The organism is Nocardia beijingensis NBRC 16342 (assembly GCF_001612785.1).
Lineage (GTDB): Bacteria > Actinomycetota > Actinomycetes > Mycobacteriales > Mycobacteriaceae > Nocardia > Nocardia beijingensis.
Genome location: NZ_BDBC01000003.1, coordinates 243,116 through 260,386, shown reverse-complemented (window position 1 = coordinate 260,386; position 17,271 = coordinate 243,116). Strand labels below are relative to the sequence as shown.

General features: G+C 69.3%; 16 protein-coding genes. 6 read left to right on the top strand and 10 right to left on the bottom strand.

The genetic code is table 11. The features are described 5' to 3' along the window. Positions 1 to 5: 5 nt before the first annotated feature. Together NB3_RS02395 and NB3_RS02390 are read right to left on the bottom strand one after the other, a co-directional pair. Positions 6 to 1,247, bottom strand: coding sequence for a TetR/AcrR family transcriptional regulator (locus NB3_RS02395; protein ID WP_067795901.1), 1,242 nt, complete (start codon positions 1,245 to 1,247; stop codon positions 6 to 8). Positions 1,248 to 1,527: 280 nt separating this feature from the next. Then, positions 1,528 to 2,868 carry a cytochrome P450 gene (locus NB3_RS02390; protein WP_067795682.1) on the bottom strand — a complete coding sequence of 447 codons (1,341 nt, stop codon included), beginning with the start codon at positions 2,866 to 2,868 and terminating at the stop codon, positions 1,528 to 1,530. Between the two features lie 210 nt (positions 2,869 to 3,078). Between NB3_RS02390 and NB3_RS02385 the strand changes: the two genes are divergently transcribed. The 3 genes from NB3_RS02385 to NB3_RS02375 all read left to right on the top strand — a co-directional run bounded on the left by NB3_RS02385 (position 3,079) and on the right by NB3_RS02375 (position 4,132). Beyond that, positions 3,079 to 3,261 (top strand): hypothetical protein, encoded by a 183-nt coding sequence (locus tag NB3_RS02385; RefSeq protein WP_067795679.1) that lies wholly within the window; start codon positions 3,079 to 3,081, stop codon positions 3,259 to 3,261. Positions 3,262 to 3,452: 191 nt separating this feature from the next. Then, positions 3,453 to 3,662 carry a type II toxin-antitoxin system VapB family antitoxin gene (locus NB3_RS36655; protein WP_084485632.1) on the top strand — a complete coding sequence of 70 codons (210 nt, stop codon included), beginning with the start codon at positions 3,453 to 3,455 and terminating at the stop codon, positions 3,660 to 3,662. Then, the gene (locus tag NB3_RS02375; RefSeq protein ID WP_067795676.1) at positions 3,659 to 4,132 is read left to right on the top strand and encodes a PIN domain nuclease; all 474 of its coding nucleotides are present in this window, start codon (positions 3,659 to 3,661) and stop codon (positions 4,130 to 4,132) included. The genes NB3_RS36655 and NB3_RS02375 overlap by 4 nt, the downstream gene beginning before the upstream one ends. On the opposite strand, the gene NB3_RS02370 is transcribed toward NB3_RS02375, so the two are convergent. The 6 genes from NB3_RS02370 to NB3_RS02345 all read right to left on the bottom strand — a co-directional run bounded on the left by NB3_RS02370 (position 4,133) and on the right by NB3_RS02345 (position 12,342). After that, the gene (locus NB3_RS02370; protein ID WP_067795673.1) at positions 4,133 to 6,082 is read right to left on the bottom strand and encodes an acetoacetate--CoA ligase; all 1,950 of its coding nucleotides are present in this window, start codon (positions 6,080 to 6,082) and stop codon (positions 4,133 to 4,135) included. A 31-nt stretch (positions 6,083 to 6,113) separates the two neighbouring features. Then, positions 6,114 to 6,926, bottom strand: coding sequence for an HpcH/HpaI aldolase/citrate lyase family protein (locus tag NB3_RS02365; RefSeq protein ID WP_084485629.1), 813 nt, complete (start codon positions 6,924 to 6,926; stop codon positions 6,114 to 6,116). A gap of 124 nt (positions 6,927 to 7,050) precedes the next feature. Continuing rightward, positions 7,051 to 7,536, bottom strand: a complete 486-nt coding sequence (locus NB3_RS02360) for a MaoC family dehydratase (protein ID WP_067795667.1) — start codon at positions 7,534 to 7,536, stop codon at positions 7,051 to 7,053. Continuing rightward, positions 7,533 to 8,693, bottom strand: coding sequence for an acyl-CoA dehydrogenase family protein (locus NB3_RS02355; protein ID WP_067795663.1), 1,161 nt, complete (start codon positions 8,691 to 8,693; stop codon positions 7,533 to 7,535). Before NB3_RS02355 ends, NB3_RS02360 begins: the two co-directional genes overlap by 4 nt. After that, on the bottom strand, positions 8,690 to 10,738 hold the full coding sequence (locus NB3_RS02350) for an acetyl/propionyl/methylcrotonyl-CoA carboxylase subunit alpha (RefSeq protein ID WP_067795894.1): 2,049 nt from the start codon (positions 10,736 to 10,738) through the stop codon (positions 8,690 to 8,692). Before NB3_RS02350 ends, NB3_RS02355 begins: the two co-directional genes overlap by 4 nt. A gap of 5 nt (positions 10,739 to 10,743) precedes the next feature. After that, positions 10,744 to 12,342: a carboxyl transferase domain-containing protein gene (locus NB3_RS02345; protein WP_067795660.1), complete on the bottom strand. Its 1,599-nt coding sequence runs from the start codon at positions 12,340 to 12,342 to the stop codon at positions 10,744 to 10,746. Between the two features lie 93 nt (positions 12,343 to 12,435). Between NB3_RS02345 and NB3_RS02340 the strand changes: the two genes are divergently transcribed. Then, positions 12,436 to 13,029 carry an SACE_7040 family transcriptional regulator gene (locus NB3_RS02340; protein ID WP_067795657.1) on the top strand — a complete coding sequence of 198 codons (594 nt, stop codon included), beginning with the start codon at positions 12,436 to 12,438 and terminating at the stop codon, positions 13,027 to 13,029. Between the two features lie 8 nt (positions 13,030 to 13,037). Here NB3_RS02340 and NB3_RS02335 read toward each other — a convergent pair whose 3' ends face one another. Together NB3_RS02335 and NB3_RS02330 are read right to left on the bottom strand one after the other, a co-directional pair. Next, positions 13,038 to 13,784 (bottom strand): 3-hydroxybutyrate dehydrogenase, encoded by a 747-nt coding sequence (locus NB3_RS02335; protein ID WP_067795654.1) that lies wholly within the window; start codon positions 13,782 to 13,784, stop codon positions 13,038 to 13,040. Then, complete coding sequence (locus NB3_RS02330) at positions 13,781 to 15,157, bottom strand: MFS transporter (RefSeq protein ID WP_067795651.1); 1,377 nt, start codon at positions 15,155 to 15,157, stop codon at positions 13,781 to 13,783. Before NB3_RS02330 ends, NB3_RS02335 begins: the two co-directional genes overlap by 4 nt. Before the next feature lie 141 nt (positions 15,158 to 15,298). Between NB3_RS02330 and NB3_RS02325 the strand changes: the two genes are divergently transcribed. Continuing rightward, positions 15,299 to 16,213 carry a LysR family transcriptional regulator gene (locus NB3_RS02325; RefSeq protein WP_174553154.1) on the top strand — a complete coding sequence of 305 codons (915 nt, stop codon included), beginning with the start codon at positions 15,299 to 15,301 and terminating at the stop codon, positions 16,211 to 16,213. Between the two features lie 90 nt (positions 16,214 to 16,303). Continuing rightward, positions 16,304 to 17,245, top strand: coding sequence for an alpha/beta hydrolase (locus NB3_RS02320; RefSeq protein ID WP_067795644.1), 942 nt, complete (start codon positions 16,304 to 16,306; stop codon positions 17,243 to 17,245). Positions 17,246 to 17,271: the final 26 nt, after the last annotated feature.

Below are 17,271 nucleotides of genomic sequence, written 5' to 3'. Positions count from 1 at the left end.
TCTGGCTATCGCGCGGGTCGTCCGAAGAGCACCAGCTGCATCAGCAGGCGCACCCGGTCCTGGGCGGCCAGCGGTTCGTTGCCGAAGGAGCGGCCGAGGTCGACGACCAGCGCGAAGGCCGCGTGAACGAGGATGCGCGCTTCCGCCGGAGCGAGCTCCGGGCGCACCTCGCGCAGCAACCGAGCCCACTCCTCGACGCTGAGCCGCTGGATATTGCGGAGCACCGTGCGTTCCTCGGCGGGAACATGCTGAAATTCCGTGTAATACACGAAGGTGAGGGCGCGTTCGGCGAAAGACCCTGCGACGTATTGGTTGATCAGCGCGGTGAGTGCGTCCTCGGAATCGGTGGCCGCCGCCACCGCCGGGCCGACTGCGCCGGAAACCCGCTCGGCCGCACGGCGGAACGCTGCGGCCAGGATGTCGCTCTTGCCCCGGTAGAACCGGTACACCGCCGAGGCCGCGGAAAGCCCTGCGGCGGTGGCGATGTCCTCCACGCTGACGTTGGGGTAGCCGCGCTCGTGGAACAACTCCACCGCTTTGCGCAGCAGCAGTTCGTGTTTGAACGAATTCGGGATCTCGACCACCGCGACCGGCTCCACCGCGCGCGTCGCGGGCAGCTTCGCGTGCGCCACCGACCAGCAAGCCGAATGCAGCAGGCGAGCAAGGGCTTTCGCGGGCAGGGCGGCGTGGTGGTCGGCGATGCTGGTGATCGTGCTGAGCAGCGCGGCGCGCAGCACGCGCACGTCTTCCTCGGTCAGATCGGGGCGCAGCGCGGCCAGCTGGCTGCCCAGCGCGCCGAGCACCGTGGCCTGCTGTTCGTTCAGCGTGATCTGGTCGTCGGGCTCGAGGTACCTGACCTCCCAGCGCACCAGCGTGACGGTGGGGCGGTTGTCGATGGTCACCGCGATGAGCGCGTCGAGCACGTGCCGCAACCGCTGCTCGGCCGTCCACTCGGCCGCCTCGTCGGGCAGCTCGACCGATTCGGTCATCGCCTGGCCGACGCGCAGCAGTTCCTCCCGGAACAGCGCGTACTTGCTCGGATAGTGGCGATACAGCGCGGCCGAGCTGATGCCGAGCCCGGAGGCGATGTCGTCCATGCTCACGCCGTGGTAGCCGAGCGCGCCGAACGCGGCGGCCGAGGCCGCGGCGATCTGTGCCCGGCGGTTCTTCGGCCTGCGCCGGATCTCGCGAGGTGCCGAGTCGCCGCTGCTCGCCTTCCGCGCCGTACGGCGATTGTCGACACTCATGACGAACATCGTAACGACCTGGCCGTATACCGGGCCCGCCGTGTCACGGGATACGGCTCCCGGGGATGAGCGGCCCCCGGGAGCTGTACCTGTTCTCCGGTGTGCGGCGGCACGCGACAAGGCGGGATGCGCGCGCCGCCGCGTCCGGAGGTCGACGACCGGACTCGGCCGAAGCGCGGGGCACCATGCGCGCCGTTCCGTGGTCCAGTTCTGTCGAACAGAGACAAACTTACACGAATATATTTCCAGTACAAGAGCTGAAGCGGCAAAGAATGATTGTTCACATACTGGTTGTCCGCCGGTCGACGACCACCCGCGCCCGGCCGCTCGGCACCGTGGTGATGTTGCGGATCTTGCCGCGCTCCCGCGCGCTTCCCGCGGGAAGCGAAAGAGTGTGGCGGACGAGGATTTCACGCAGCACCGTCGTGCCTTCGAGGAGCGAGAATCCCGCGCCGATGCACCGCCGCACGCCGCCGCCGAACGGCAGCCAGCTGTTCGGCGCCACTTCGCCGTCGAGGAAACGGGCCGGGCGGAAGACGGCGACGTCGGGGTAGGCCTCGGTACGCCGGTGTGCGAGGACGATCGACGTGGCGACCACGGTGCCGGCCGGAAGCCGCTGTCCGCCGATCGTCATGTCCCTGGTCAGTTTTCGATTGGTGCCGGAGATGATGGTGTGCAATCGCATGGCTTCCTTGAGCACCGCGTCCAGATATCGCTCGTCGCCGGTGCGCGCCGCCTCCGCCGCCTGCCGCTGGGTCTCGGGATCGGCGGCGAGTTCGTAGAGCGCCCAGGACAGCGCCGACGCGGTGGTCTCGTGCCCGGCCAGCAGCAACGTGATGAGCTGATCGCGGAGTTCGGCGTCGGTGAGCGGCGCGTCGCCGTCGCCGACTTGGAGCAGGCGCGAGAGCACGTCGGTGCGCCCGGTCAGATCGGCCGCCCGCCGCCGTTCGGCGATCTCCGCGTAGAGCAAGGCGTCCACCGCCGCGAGGTTCTCGGCGAAGCTTTTCCATGGCCCGATCCGGCGCAATCGGTCGCTTTTGAATCCGAGGAAGATCAGCGGGTTCAGGTGGACGATCCGGTTCAGGCGCGGGTTCAGCTCCGATCTGGTCCGCTCGTCGGTGACGCCGAAGACCACCCGGGTGATCACCTCGAGGGTGAGCGCGTTCATCCGGTCCAGCATGCGCACCGTGGAGCCTGCCGCCCAGCTGCCGGCCTGCGCGGCCGCGATCTCGGTGATCAGCGCCCGGTAGCCGCGCAGCGACGCGCCGTTGAACGCGGGCATGAGCAACCTGCGCGCCCGCGCGTGCTCGGCTTCGTCGGTCAGTAGCAGCGAGTGCGGGCCCATGATCGTGCCGAGGATCTGGTTGCCCTCGCCCGCGTGCAGGTCGCGCGGATCGCCCGCGAAGATCTCCTTGATGTGTTCCGGGCGGGAGTACACCACCACCCGGTCGGCGAACGGCGGGATCCGCAGCGTGAAGACGTCACCGTGGCGGCGCGCCATCGCGGTGAGGAAGCGGGCCCGGTCCCGCTGGAACAACGCGCTCTGCACGAGCGGCGGCAGCGCGGGGCCCGGCGGAAACCCCGCGGGCCCGGTACGTTCTCGGACGTCCTGTGCGGCCACGATGCCACCTCCACGCGGATGTCGAACCGACTGTCGCCTCCACGCTAGGAGAAACCAGGACGCCGGTCCATGCCCCTGCCAAAGCCGGATCGCCGACCGGCGCGCTCGCTCGTCCCGACCGGGGTACCGAATGCGCTGCGCCTGAACGCCGCCGCTCAGATTCAGCCGAATTCGCCTGTACCGGTTCGTCTTTCTGGTAAGGAGTTCGTCATGGCGTTGGCTTTGCGCCCGGTGGACCCCATACCGGTGCTCGGCGCCGTGATCGCCGCGATGCGGCGGATCACGGCGCGCTATCGGCTCACCCCGCAGGAGAAGCGCAACCTGGAAGCCGCCCGCGGCGCACGTGCGGCGGTCTTCACCGCGTCCATCGGCGGCCGCGCCTACCGCGGATAAATCCTGCGCCGCAGCCGAACTCGTAACAGCCTGGAAGCCTCACGTTCGGCATCCCCATTCAGTCCAGGTCGGGCGGGTCGTCGCGCGCAGCCCACCCGCACGCACCGTGACCGTGCACTTCCCGCGCCGGGTGCGACCACGCCGGTGCGCAGTATTGCTGCCAAGGTTTCGCTGGATATATCCTTGCATATATGAAGACGATGATCGATCTCAACGACGAAGCTCTAGCCTTAGCCGCCAAGGAGTTGGGCACCACCACCAAGAAGGACACGGTCAACGCGGCGCTGGAATTCGTCGCCGACCGGCGCCGCCGGATCGAGCAGGTCTTGACCGACCCGTACGGGTTCGGAGTCGGCCCTGACATAGGTGACGCGGACGTCATGCGCGAGGCCCGCCGTTGACCGAGACCACTCCGCTCCGTTTGCATCTGGTGGACACCTCCGCGAGCGCCAGGCTCGCGCATGAGCCGGTACGCACGGTCATCGCCGGCCTGATCGCCGACCGTGCGGCCGCGACCTGCGTGACGGTGGACTTGGAGGCCGGTTACTCGGGGCGCAACCTCGCCGACGTGCAGAACATCGCACAACGACGGCGCTCCCTCTACGTCAACCTCCCGATCAACGAGACCATCGCCGACCGTGCGCGCGAAGTTCAGCAATTGATGGCGCGCAAAGGTCACCACCGAGCCGCGGGGATCGTGGATCTGCTCACCGCCGCGGTCGCCGAGTTCCACGGGGCCGTACTGGTCCACTATGACGCGGATTTCGAACACATCGCGTCGGTGACGAGGCAGCCCCATGTCTGGGTGGTGCCACAGGGCAGCCTCAACCAGGAAGTCGCCGTACGCGGTCCCGGACGCGCGCAGTCGTAGTCACCCGCGCCCGCCGGGCCGGATGGTGGCGTACCAGTCGAGCAGGTCCGGGTTGTCCACGGCGCTGCGTTCGACGACGCGGCTCGGGTCGGCGCCCTGGAACAGTTTCTTGATCGGCACCTCGAGCTTCTTGCCGGTGCGGGTGTGCGGGATGCCGGGGGCCAGGATTATTTCGTCGGGCACGTGGCGGGGGGATACCTCGGTGCGAATCGTGCTGGTGACGCGTGCTTTCAGCTCGTCGGTGAGATCCGCGCCGGGCGCCAGGGTGACGAACAGCGGCATCCAGTATCCGCCGTCGGGCTGCTCGGCGCCGATCACCAGCGCTTCGGCGATCTCCGGGAGCCGTTCGACGGACTGGTAGATGTCGGCGCTGCCCATTCGGATGCCGTGCCGGTTGAGCGTCGAGTCCGAGCGTCCGTGCACGATCACGCTGTGGTGGTCGGTGATGGTGATCCAGTCGCCGTGCCGCCACACGCCGGGGAACATGTCGAAATACGCGTCGTGATAACGCTTCCCGTCCTCGTCGCGCCAGAAGGAGACCGGCATGGACGGCATCGGCGCGGTGACGACGAGTTCGCCCACCTCGCCGCGCACCGGCCGCCCCTCCGGGTCGTAGGCGTCCAGCGCGACGCCGAGGAAGGGCGCGGACAGCTCGCCCGGCCACACGGGCACGGTGCGCACGCCGCCGATGAACGCCGACACCACGTCGGTGCCGCCGCTGATCGAGGAGACCTGGACGTGCTCGCCGACGTTCTCGCCCAGCCACAGCGCCGATGAGGTGGGCAGCGAGGAGCCGGTGATGCCGACGGTGCGCAGCGCCGACAGGTCGTGGTCGGCGCGCGGCACCGAGCCCGCTTTGATGCAGGCCAGCACGTAGCCGGGACTCGCGCCGAGGACGGTGGCGCCGACCTCGGCGGCGATCCGCCACAGCGCGTCCGGCGCGGGCGCGGTGGGGCTGCCGTCGTAGGTGACGATGGTGGCCCCGGTGAGCAGGCCCGCGATCTGGAAGTTCCACATCATCCAGCTCGGGCTGGTGTACCAGAAGAAGGTGTCGTCGGGGCCGATGTCCGATTGCAGGGCAACGGCTTTGAGGTGTTCCAGCAGCACGCCGCCGTGGCCGTGCACGATGCCCTTCGGCAGGCCCGTGGTGCCGGAGGAGAACACGATCCACAGCGGATGGTCGAAGTCCACCGCCTCGGTGGTGATCACCGGAGGCAGCGCGTCCGTGGTGGTCACCGCCTCGTCCCAGGAGGTCGTGTCCGGCACGTCCAGCCCGAGCCGGGAGATCGCGATCGTGCCCTTCAGCGAGTCCAGGCCCGCCCGCAACGCGGCGATGTCGTCGCGCTTGTCGTGCGCCTTGCCGCCGAAGCGGTAGCCGTCGGCGGTGACCAGGACGGTGGGCTCCAGCTGCCCGAGCCGGTCCAGCGCGGCTTTCGGCGAGTAGTCCTGTCCGCAGGCGCTCCAGACCGCGCCGATGCTCGCGGTGGCCAGGAACGCGATCACCGCCTCCGGGATGTTGGGCAGGTAACCCGCCACCCGGTCGCCCGGCCGCACACCCAGCGAACGCAGCGTTCGCGCGAAAGCGGCGGTGTGGTCGATCAATTCGGCCCAGGACACCTCACGGATCGGCGCGTCCTCGCTGACCGCCTTGATCGCGGGCCGGTCGGTGCGCAGCTGCCGGATCACCTGGTCCACATAGTTCAGCCGGGTGCCGGGGAACCACTGCGCACCGGGCATCTGCGCGCTCGCCAGCACTTCGCCCGCGATGTCGCCGAGCTCGAAGTAGTCCCACAGCGCGTGCCAGAACCCGGCGAGATCCTCGACCGACCACTGCCACAGCGCGTGATAGTCGGCCGCGCGCACACCGGTGCGTTCGGCCACGAATCGGGCGAAGTCGGTGATCCTCGCCGCGGCGATGTCGGCTTCGGTCGGCACCCATTGTGGTTGCATCGCGGTCCTCTCGACTGTGGAAACTCGGTGCTCAGGCGCGGTCGGCGCGCCGCACGATCTGCTCGGCGTGCCGGAACACGGGGCCATCGACCATCCTGCCTTCGAAGGCGAACACGCCGCGGTGGTTCGGCGCTTCCGCCAGCACTCGGCGGGCCCAGGCGACTTCTTCGCCGGAGGGTGCGTAGGCGGCTCGCAACACCGGCACCTGGCTCGGGTGGATCGCGACCTTGGCGTCGAAACCCACCGCGACCGCGTCCTCGGCCTCCGCTCGCAACCCGTCCGGATCCCGGATGTTCAGGTACACCGAGTCCAGCGCGAACTTGCCGTACGCCTTGGCGGCCAGCAGCGCGGTGGAGCGCACGTGCCGGGCCACGTCGCGATAGCCGCCGTCGGCGCGCCTGCTCGCGGTGCCGCCGAGCCCGGCGACCAGATCCTCCGCGCCCCACATGACGCCGATCGCGTTGGGCGCCGTCATCGCCGTGCCGACCGTGAGCGCGCCGAGCGGTGACTCGATCAGCGCGATCACTTCGTATTCGGCCAGCGCCGCGATCTGCTCGGCCGACTCGCATTTGGGCAGCATGAGCCTCCGATAGGCGGTCTCGGCGAGCGCGGCCAGGTCGAGCGTGTGATCCTCGGTGCCCGCCGCGTTGACCCGCACCACCGTGGTCTCCGGGTCCAGCGGGTTGTCCAGCAGCGCTTTGCGCGCCCCCGCCTTGTCGTGCGCGGCGACGCCGTCCTCGAGGTCGAGGATCACCACATCGGCCGCGGCCGCCGCCTTCGCGAAGCGTTCGGGACGATCGGCCGGGCAGAACAACCACGCCGGGCCCGCCATCTCCCAGCTCACGCCGCATCACCTCCGGCATGCGCGCGGCACTGCCATCCCGAGGTCCGACCGCTCATGCGGGGTTGGTCATGGGTATGTGCGGAGCCCGGTGTGCCGACGCCGGGCTGCCGCGCACCCGGCCCCCTCATGCCGCGCCCTCCGGCGCCTTGCGCACCAGCGTCTTGCGCACCGCGGTCGCGACGATGTCGCCGTGCTGGTTGCGCGCCGTGTGCGCGAAGGTCACGATGCCCTCGCCGGGACGGCTCTTCGACTCGCGCTTGTCGGTGACCACGGTCTCGGCGTACATGGTGTCGCCGTGGAACAGCGGCTTGGGGAACGCGACCTCCGAGAAGCCCAGATTGGCCACGATGGTGCCCTGGGTCAGCTGCGCCACCGAAAGCCCGATCAAGGTGGACAGGGTGAACATCGAGTTGACCAGCCGCTGGTTGAACGGGGGCAACTGCTCGCTGAACGCCGCGTCCAGATGCAGCGCCTGGGTGTTCATGGTGAGCGTGGTGAACAGGACGTTGTCGGCCTCGGTAATGGTGCGGCCGGGCCGGTGCTCGTAGACCACCTCGGTGTCGAACTCCTCGAACCACAGGCCGCGCTGCACGACTGTCCGCCTGGTCACAGGCCCAGCTCCCGTCCGATCAGCATCAGCTGCACCTCCGTCGTCCCCTCGCCGATTTCCAGGATCTTGCTGTCGCGATAGTGCCGTGCGACGGCGTACTCGTTCATGAACCCGTAGCCGCCGAAGATCTGCGTCGCGTGGCGGGCGTTGTCCATGGCGGCCTCGCTGGCCACCAGCTTGGCGATGGACGCCTGCTTCTTGAACGGCTTGCCCGCCAGCATCAGCGCCGCCGCGTCGTAGTAGGCCGTGCGCGCGGCGTGCGCCCGCGCCTCCATCCTGGCGATCTTGAACGCGATGGCCTGGTTGCGCCCGATGACCTGGCCGAACGCCTCGCGCTCCTTGGCGTAGCGCACGCTCTCGTCCACGCAGCCCTGCGCGGCCCCGACCGCGAGCGCGGCGATGGCGATGCGGCCCTCGTCGAGGATGCGCAGGAAGTTCGCGTAGCCGCGCCCGCGTTCACCGAGCAGGTTCTCCTCGGGCACGCGCACGTCGGTGAAGCTGAGCGGATGGGTGTCGGAGGCGTTCCAGCCGACCTTGTTGTAGGCGGGCTCGGCGACGAAGCCGGGCGTGTCGGTCGGCACCAGGATGGTGGAGATCTCCTTCTTGCCGCCGGTGGTCCCGGTCACCGCGGTCACCGTGACCAGCTTGGTGATGTCGGTGCCGGAGTTGGTGATGAACTGCTTGCTGCCGTTGATGATCCATTCGCCGCCGTCGGCGACGGCGGTGGTCCTGGTGCCGCCCGCGTCGCTGCCCGCGCCCGGCTCGGTGAGCCCGAACGCGGCGAGGTTGCGGCCGCTGGTCAGCTGCGGCAGCCATTCCTGCTTCTGCTTGTCGTCGCCGAAGCGATAGATCGGCATCGCGCCCAGCGAGACGCCCGCCTCCAGTGTGATCGCCACGCTCTGGTCGACCTTGCCCAGTTCCTCCAGCGCCAGGCACAGCGCGAAGTAGTCGCCGCCCATGCCGCCGTACTCCTCCGGGAACGGCAGTCCGAACAGGCCCATCTCGGCCATCCCCGCGACCACCTCGTACGGGAAGGTGTGGTTCGCGTCGTGCTCGGCCGCCACCGGAGCGACCACCGACCGCGCGAAGTCGCGCACGGTCAGCGCGAGGTCGCGGTACTCCTCCGGCAGCGTGCCGGTGGACAGGAAGTCGGTCATGCGGGGATTCCTTCTCGTTCGGGGTGATTCGTCGCGGCCTGCGCGACGACGCGCGCAAGCACTTGGTCCAGGCGCACCTGCGCGCCCGGTTCGACCAGCAGTTCGACGGTTCCGGCGACCGGCGCGGTGAGCGAGTGCTCCATCTTCATCGCCTCCACGATGACCACCGGATCGCCCGCTTCCACTGTGGCGCCGGAGGCGACCGGCACCGCGATCACCGAGCCGGGCATGGGGGAGCGGATCTCGGCGTCGCCCACGTGCTCGTCGCCGCCGCGCACGTTGACCTCCGCCACTTCGCGCAGCGTCGCGATGCCGGACGGTCCGGCCACCCACAGCAGGCCGTCCTGCTCGGCGACCCGGTAGGTGCGGCGCAGTCCGTCCAGTGTGAGTGTGAGAACGCCGGCGCACCGATCGCCGGATGCGATGAACGATGCGGTCAGCGAACGACTTTCGCCGTCGTCGACCCGCACCGTGCCGTCGTCCGGGGTGCCGGAGAGATAGACGTGCTCGACCCGTTCGCCGCCCGCGAGCCGGATCGGCGTCGGCGCGTCGGCCCCGATCCGCCAGCCCGACGGGACTTCCCACGGGTCACGCGGCGCGGCGGGCCAGCGGCGCAGCCAGTGCCAGGCCGCCGCGGCGACGAACTCGTCGTCGCCTACCGCGGCGGGCCGGAAGTCGGCGAGGCGCCGGTCGAGCAGACCGGTGTCAAGCCGTCCCTCGGCCACGTCCTCGTCGTCGAGCAGGAAGCGCAGGAATTCGATGTTGCTGGTCACGCCGAGCAGCACGGTGTCGGCCAGCGCCCGATCGAGTTTCGCGAGCGCGGCGGAGCGGTCGGCGGCGTGCGCGATGACCTTCGACAGCATCGGGTCGTAGTCGCTGCCGACGCGGGTGCCGATCCGCAGGCCGGAATCGACCCGGACTCCGTCGCCCACGGGCTCGTCGAGGTCGAGCACCGTGCCACCGGTGGGCAGGAACCCGCGACCGGGGTCCTCGGCGTACACCCTGGCCTCGATCGCGTGCCCGACCATGCGGATGTCGTCCTGCGCCACCGCCAGCTTCTGCCCGGCCGCCACCCGGACCTGGCATTCCACCAGGTCGACGCCGGTGACCAGCTCGGTGACCGGATGCTCGACCTGCAGGCGGGTGTTCATCTCCATGAAGAAGAACTCGTCGGGCCGGTCGGCGGAGACGATGAACTCCACCGTGCCCGCGCCCACGTAATCCACGCTGCGCGCGGTGTTGCACGCCGCCGCGCCGATCCTGGCCCTGGTGGCCGCGTCCAGCAGCGGCGACGGCGCTTCCTCGATCACCTTCTGGTGGCGGCGTTGCAAGCTGCATTCGCGCTCGCCCAGGTGCAGCACGTTGCCGAACTGGTCGGCGAGGATCTGCACCTCGATGTGGCGCGGCTGGGTGACGAAGCGTTCCAGGAACAGCGTGTCGTCCCCGAACGCGGCCGCGGCCTCGCGCCGGGCGCTGCGCAGCGCCTCGGGAAGCCGGGCCGGATCGTCGACCCGTCGCATGCCCTTGCCTCCACCGCCCGCGGACGGCTTGACCAGCACCGGATAGCCGACCTCGGCGGCCGCCGCGATCAGATCGTCATCGGTCAGGCCCGGTGTGGCGATGCCGGGCACCACCGGGACGCCGAACGCGGCGACGGTGTTCTTCGCGGTGATCTTGTCGCCCATCACCTCGATGGCGCGGGCAGGCGGCCCGAGGAACACGATCCCAGCCTCGGCCAGCGCGGCGGCGAAAGCGGCGTTCTCCGAGAGGAATCCGTAGCCGGGGTGCACCGCTTGCGCGCCGGTGCGCACGGCGGCGGCCACCACCCGGTCGATGGCGAGGTAGCTCTCCCGCGCCGGGGCCGGGCCGAGGCGCACCGCCGTGTCGGCTTCGTGGACGTGGCGGGCGTCGGCGTCGGCGTCGCTGTAGACGGCCACCGAGCGGATGCCCAACGCGCGCAGGGTGCGGATCACCCGGACCGCGATCTCACCGCGGTTGGCGACGAGCACGGTATCGAACCCGACGGGAACGGACTTGTTCAGCATCGTCATCACATCCGGAAAACGCCGTAGGAGACCGGCTCGAGCGGAGCTTGCGCGCACACCGACAGCGCGAGCCCCAGCACGGTTCTGGTGTCGGCGGGATCGATCACGCCGTCGTCCCACAACCTGGCCGTCGAGTAATAGGGATTGCCCTGGCTCTCGTATTGCTCCCGGATCGGGGCCTTGAACGCTTCCTCGTCCTCGGCAGACCAGGGCCGACCGCTGCTGTCGAGCTGGTCGCCGCGCACCGTCGCCAGCACCGACGCCGCCTGCTCGCCGCCCATCACCGAGATCCTGGCATTCGGCCACATCCACAGGAAACGGGGCGAATACGCGCGCCCGCACATGGAGTAGTTGCCCGCGCCGTAGGAGCCGCCGATGACGACGGTGAGCTTGGGCACCCGCGCGCAGGCCACCGCCGTGACCATCTTCGCGCCGTGCTTGGCGATGCCGCCCGCCTCGTAGTCGCGGCCGACCATGAAGCCGGTGATGTTCTGCAGGAACAGCAGCGGGATGCTGCGCTTGTCGCACAGCTCGATGAAATGCGCGCCCTTCATGGCGGATTCGCTGAACAGCACGCCGTTGTTGGCGACGATGCCCACCGGATGCCCGTGGATGCGCGCGAACCCGGTGACCAAGGTCTTGCCGTATTCGGCCTTGAACTCGTGGAAGCCGCTCTCGCCCTCGGCCGTGCCGTCAACCAGCCGGTGGATCACTTCGCGCACGTCATAAGGGGTGCGCAGATCGACAGGAACCACGTCGTAGAGCTCGGATTCCGGCGCGGCGGGCGCGATGACGGGCCGCACGTCCCACGGCACCGGCGTGCGCGGGCCGAGTGTGGCCACGATGCGGCGCACGATGCGCAGCGCGTCCTGGTCGTCCTCGGCCAGATGGTCGGTGACGCCGGAGGTACGCGAGTGCAGCTCGCCGCCGCCGAGTTCCTCGGCGGTGACCACCTCGCCGGTCGCGGCCTTCACCAGCGGCGGGCCGCCCAGGAAGATGGTGCCCTGGTCGCGCACGATCACGGCCTCGTCGCTCATCGCGGGCACGTAGGCGCCGCCCGCGGTGCACGAGCCGAGCACCGCGGCGATCTGTGGAATTCCCTTGGCGCTCATGGTCGCCTGGTTGTAGAAGATCCGCCCGAAATGCTCCCGGTCGGGGAACACTTCGTCCTGATGCGGCAGGTACGCGCCGCCCGAGTCGACCAGGTAGACGCACGGCAGCCGGTTCTGCGACGCGATCTCCTGCGCGCGCAGGTGCTTCTTCACCGTCATGGGGTAGTAGGTGCCGCCCTTGACCGTCGCGTCGTTGGCCACGATCACGCATTCGCGGCCGGAGACCCGGCCGATCCCGGTGATGATCCCGGCGCCGGGGGACTCGTCGCCGTACATTCCGGTCGCGGCCAGCGGGGAGAGTTCGAGGAACGGGCTCCCCGGGTCCAGCAGTTGGTCCACTCGCTGCCTCGGCAGCAACTTGCCGCGCGCGACGTGACGATCGCGCGCCTTCTGGGGTCCGCCCAGCGCCGCGGCGGCCAGCCGGGCGCGCAGGTCGTCGACCAGCGCCGCGTGCGCGGCACGGTTCCCGACGGCCTCTTCGGTAACGGTCATCACGCCATCCTGTCGTCCAGTTAGTCGACGATAACTGGAATTCAGGTTAGTCTTGATTAACCGAACTGTCCAGATCGGCGGAAAGGACCGCGTGTGACCAGTGCCGAATCCGTCGCGCCCACGCGTCGCGAGCAGTTGAAGGCGCAGCGAAGGGCGCAACTGCTGGAAGCGGGAGCGCGCTTGATCGCCGACCGCGGCTTCCTCGGCATGCGCCTGGACGACCTCGGCGCCGCCGTCGGCATCAGCGGCCCCGCCGTCTACCGGCACTTCCCGAACAAGGAGGCGCTGCTGGTCGAACTGCTGGTCGGGGTGAGCCAGCGCCTGCTCGACGGCGGCAAGAAGGTGGTCGCGGGCACCGATTCCGCCGAGCAGGCGCTCGCCGGACTGGTCGATCACCACCTGGACTTCGCGCTCGGCGAGCCGGAACTGATCCGCATCCAGGACCGTGACCTGGACAACGTGCCCGCCCCCGCCCGCCGCGAGATCCGCCGCACCCAGCGCCAATACGTGGAGATCTGGGTGAGCGTGCTGCGCGAGCTGCATCCGGACCTACCCGAAGAGGCGGCGCGGGTGCAGGCCCACGCCGCCTTCGGACTGATCAACTCCACCCCGCACAGCGCGAGCGAGGCGACCGCGGCGCGGGCCCGGCCGGTGCTGCGCAGGATGGCGCTGACCGCGCTGGGGTGAGCGCGCCCTCATCGCGCGCTCCACCCACCGTCCATCGTGTAGGCCGCGCCGTTCACCATGCCCGCCTCCGGCGACGCGAGCCAGGCCACCAGCGAGGCGACCTCCTCCGGCTCGACGAGCCGTTTGATCGCGCTCTCGGTGAGCAGGATCTTCTCCACCACCTCCTGCTCGGGCACGCCGTGGGCCTTGGCCTGATCGGCGATCTGCTTGTCCACCAGCGGCGTCCGCACATAGCCGGGGTTCACGCAATTGCTGGTGACGCCGTGCGGACCGCCCTCCAGCGCGGTGACCTTCGACAGCCCCTCCAGCCCGTGCTTGGCCGTCACGTAGGCGACTTTGTATTCGGAGGCGCGCAGGCCGTGGATCGAGGAGATGTTGACGATCCGCCCCCAGCCCTGCCGGTACATGTGCGGCAGCGCCGCGCGCACCAGCAGGAACGGCGCCTCGACCATCAGCGTGAGCAGGTCGCGGAAGCGCTGCGGCGCGAAGTCCTGGATCGGGCTGACGTGCTGCACCCCGGCGTTGTTCACCAGGATGTCGGCCTCGAGTTCCAACTCCTCCAGCGCCGCGACGTCGAGCAGATCCACCGCCCACGATTTCCCGCCCAGTTCCCTGGCCACGGTCTTCGCGCCGACCTCGTCGACGTCGGCCACCGTGACGGTGGCGCCGCGCGCCGCGAGCGCGCGGGCGCATGCCGCGCCGATGCCGCTCGCGCCGCCGGTGACCAGGGCGCTGCGCCCCGCCAGATCGCTCATCGCACGGTCACTTCGGTGCGCGCGCCGACGGTCTCGGCGTCGGCGTGATCGATGCTCTCCAAGGTCAGCCCCTTCGTCTCTCGTGCGACGAGCACGGCGATCGCGCTCACCGCCGCCGCGCCCGCCAGGTACCAGGCGATCGGCACCGCGGAGTGGTAGGTGTTCAGCAGCCGGACGGCGATGATCGGCGCCAGCGAACCGGCCACGATCGAGGTGACCTGATAGCCGAGGGACACACCGGAATAGCGCATCCGGGTGGGGAACATCTCGGCCATGATCGCGGGCTGTCCGGCGTACATGAAGGCGTGGAAGATCAGGCCGATGATGATGGCGGACATGATGACCGCGTTGTGGCCGCTGTCCATCATCGGGAAGGCGAAGAAGCCCCAGGTGCCCGCGGTGAGCGCGCCGATCAGATAGACCGGTCGCCTGCCGATGCGGTCGGAAAGGCCGCCCACCAGCGGGATCACCGCGAAGTGCACCGCGTGCGCGGCCAGTAGCCACCACAGGATCACTTGGGTGTCGGCGTGCACCTGCGTCTTCAGGTAGGTGATCGTGAACGTGACCACCAGGTAGTACATGACGTTCTCGCCGAAGCGCAGCCCCATCGCGGTGAACACGCCGCGCGGATAACGGCGCAGCACCTCCACCACGCTCAGCGAGGTCGCCTTGATCTGCTCGGCCTCCCGCTGCGCCGCGACGAAGATGGGCGCGTCGGTGATCTTGGTGCGGATGTAGTAGCCGATCAGCACCACCACCGCGGACAGCCAGAACGCCACGCGCCAGCCCCAGCCGAGGAACGCCTCGTCCGACAGGGTCGAGGTGAGCACCAGCAGCACCACCGTCGCCAGCAGGTTGCCCGCGGGCACGCCCGCCTGCGGCCAGCTCGCCCAGAATCCGCGACCGCGACTCGGGCTGTGCTCGGCCACCAGCAGCACCGCGCCGCCCCACTCCCCGCCGACCGCGAAGCCTTGGATGAACCGCAGGGCCACCAGCAGCGCGGGCGCCCAGTAGCCGATCTGCCCGAAGGTGGGCAGGCAGCCCATCAGGAACGTCGCGCTGCCCACCAGCACCAGGCTGAACTGGAGCAGCTTCTTGCGGCCGTACTTGTCACCGAAATGCCCGAACACCACGCCGCCGAGCGGTCGCGCCGCGAAACCGACCGCGTAGGTGACGAACGCGGCGAGAATGGCGTCCAAGTCGCTGGTGCCCTTGGCGAAGAACACCTTGCTGAACACCAGCGTGGCGGCGGTGCCGTACAGGAAGAACTCGTACCACTCCACCACCGTGCCCGCCATCGACGCGGCGACCACGCGGCGTAGACCGCTGGTCGTCGTGCCCGAATCCGCCGCTACGGCGTCGTGCTCCCTCATCGCACTTCTCCTTCGTGCCCGGGGCCACACTTCGGATCCCGATGTGACGGCCCCCACAATGCTTGGCTGCACCGAGTATTGGTGCAGAGGAATCGTGCCGCAATGACCATTTGTGCAGTGCGTCTCTGCAAAGATGCAGATATGCGCCCGGCCTCTCCCGGTCGTCCCAGCGCGGACGACCTTCTCGTCCTGCTGGCCGTCGGGCGCTCCGGCCGGTTCGTGACGGCGGCCGAGGAACTGGGCATCAACCACACCACCATCTCCCGGCGCATCGCCGCGTTGGAGCACACGCTCGGCGGCCGGGTGCTCACCCGGGTGACCGGGGGCTGGGAGCTGACCGATCTCGGCAGGGAGGCGCTGGCCGCCGCCGAGGCGGTGGAGACGGCGGTGAAGTCGCTGGCCGCGGACGCCGAGGGCAACCGGGTGCTGGAGGGAGTGGTCCGGCTCTCGGCGACCGACGGCTTCAGCGCCTACATCGCCGCGCCCGCGGCGGCGGAGGTGCAGCGGCGGCATCCGAAGATCTCGGTGGAGATCGTGGCGATCACCCGGCGCGCCTCACAACAGCGTTCGGGGCTCGATCTCGAGATCGTGGTGGGCGAGCCGCAAGTGCACCGCGCCACCGCCACTCATCTGGCCGACTACTGTCTGGGCCTCTACGGTTCCCGCGAATACCTGCGCGAGCACGGCGCGCCCGCGACGGTCGAGGACCTGTCCCAATATCCGCTGGTCTACTTCATCGACTCCATGCTCCAGGTGGACGACCTCGATCTGGCCTCCAGCTTCGTGCCCGCGATGCGTGAATCGGTCACCTCCACCAACGTTTTCGTGCACGTGGAGGCCACCCGCGCGTCGGCGGGCCTGGGGCTGCTGCCCTGCTTCATGGCCGATCGCCACACGGATCTGGTTCGGGTGCTGGCGGATTCGGTGACCGTCACGCTCGGCTACTGGCTGGTCGCCCGCACCGAAACCTTGCGCCGCCCGGAAGTGGCCGCCGTCGTGACGGCGATCCGGGCCGTGGTCGCCGATCAGCGCGACACCCTCCTCGGTCGTCGGTGATCGGAGTCGCTTCGGCGGCATCGGCCGAGAGATTGACATTGCTAGTCATTTCAGTGGAGACTGAAACGACTAGCAACGAAGGGAGCTTTGATGGATCTAGAGATCGAGCACGTGACGTTCAACAGCCTCGGCACCGCGTGTGCGGGCGATCTGTATCTACCCGCGGCGGACGGCCCGGTCGCCGCTCTGGTGCTGGGGCATTCCGGGGTGATGGTGAAGGAGGCGTTGCGGGTTTTCGCACCGTATTTCGTGCGGGCGAAGTTCGCGGTATTGGCGATCGACTATCGCACGGTCGGGGCCAGCGCGGGGGAGCCTCGCGGCCAGGACTACCCACAGCGACAGGCAGAAGATTTCCGTAGCGCGGTGTCGTATCTGCAAACCCGCCCGGAGGTGGACCCGGATCGGATCGGCGTCTGGGGGGTCAGCATCGGGGGCTCGGTGGCGACGCAAGCCGCGGTATTGGACCGGCGCGTGAAATGCGTTGTGGTGCAGAGCCCGAGCGTGTGGAACGGATGGCGCTATCTGGAGCGGCTGCTCGGCAGGGAGGGAGTCGGCGCGCTGCGGGACCGGTTGGACGAGGACTGGCAGCGCCGATATGCCGGCCACGACAGCGCTCGGGTGCCGCACCTGACGCTGCAGGGCGAAAACGTCGAGAACACACCGGATCTCGCCGCCGAGATGTTCCCGAACTACCGGAACGAGAAGACCCTCGACTCCGCGGAACATCTCCTGACCTTCGCACCGGAGGACATCATTCATCGCCTGGCGCCGACCCCGCTGCTGATGATCGCCAACGGCGGCTGGGACCCGTACCACATGCTCGAGGAGGCGCAGAGCGCGTTCGCCAAGGCCGGCGAGCCGAAACGACTCGAGGTGCTGCCTTACGACGTGCTCGGTCTCTACACCGGTCCCGGGCTCGAGGAGGCCATGGCTCTGGCCGTCGAGTGGTTCGACCGGCACCTGCGCCGGACCCGCATCATCACTCCCACCCCGGCGCCTACCTGGGAGTCGGTGACCGCTGTGCCACAGTAATCGAGCCGAAAGACAGCGCAGGAGGA

Bases quoted from the DNA above. Each gene is read 5' to 3' on its own strand.
- NB3_RS02335 (WP_067795654.1), bottom strand. From the start codon at position 13,784: ATGAGCGATCTGGCGGGGCGCAGCGCCCTGGTCACCGGCGGCGCGAGC.
- NB3_RS02320 (WP_067795644.1), top strand. From the start codon at position 16,304: ATGGATCTAGAGATCGAGCACGTGACGTTCAACAGCCTCGGCACCGCG.
- NB3_RS02350 (WP_067795894.1), bottom strand. From the start codon at position 10,738: ATGCTGAACAAGTCCGTTCCCGTCGGGTTCGATACCGTGCTCGTCGCC.
- NB3_RS02330 (WP_067795651.1), bottom strand. From the start codon at position 15,157: ATGAGGGAGCACGACGCCGTAGCGGCGGATTCGGGCACGACGACCAGC.
- NB3_RS36655 (WP_084485632.1), top strand. From the start codon at position 3,453: ATGAAGACGATGATCGATCTCAACGACGAAGCTCTAGCCTTAGCCGCC.
- NB3_RS02370 (WP_067795673.1), bottom strand. From the start codon at position 6,082: ATGCAACCACAATGGGTGCCGACCGAAGCCGACATCGCCGCGGCGAGG.
- NB3_RS02345 (WP_067795660.1), bottom strand. From the start codon at position 12,342: ATGACCGTTACCGAAGAGGCCGTCGGGAACCGTGCCGCGCACGCGGCG.
- NB3_RS02395 (WP_067795901.1), bottom strand. From the start codon at position 1,247: ATGAGTGTCGACAATCGCCGTACGGCGCGGAAGGCGAGCAGCGGCGAC.
- NB3_RS02355 (WP_067795663.1), bottom strand. From the start codon at position 8,693: ATGACCGACTTCCTGTCCACCGGCACGCTGCCGGAGGAGTACCGCGAC.
- NB3_RS02385 (WP_067795679.1), top strand. From the start codon at position 3,079: ATGGCGTTGGCTTTGCGCCCGGTGGACCCCATACCGGTGCTCGGCGCC.
- NB3_RS02325 (WP_174553154.1), top strand. From the start codon at position 15,299: ATGCGCCCGGCCTCTCCCGGTCGTCCCAGCGCGGACGACCTTCTCGTC.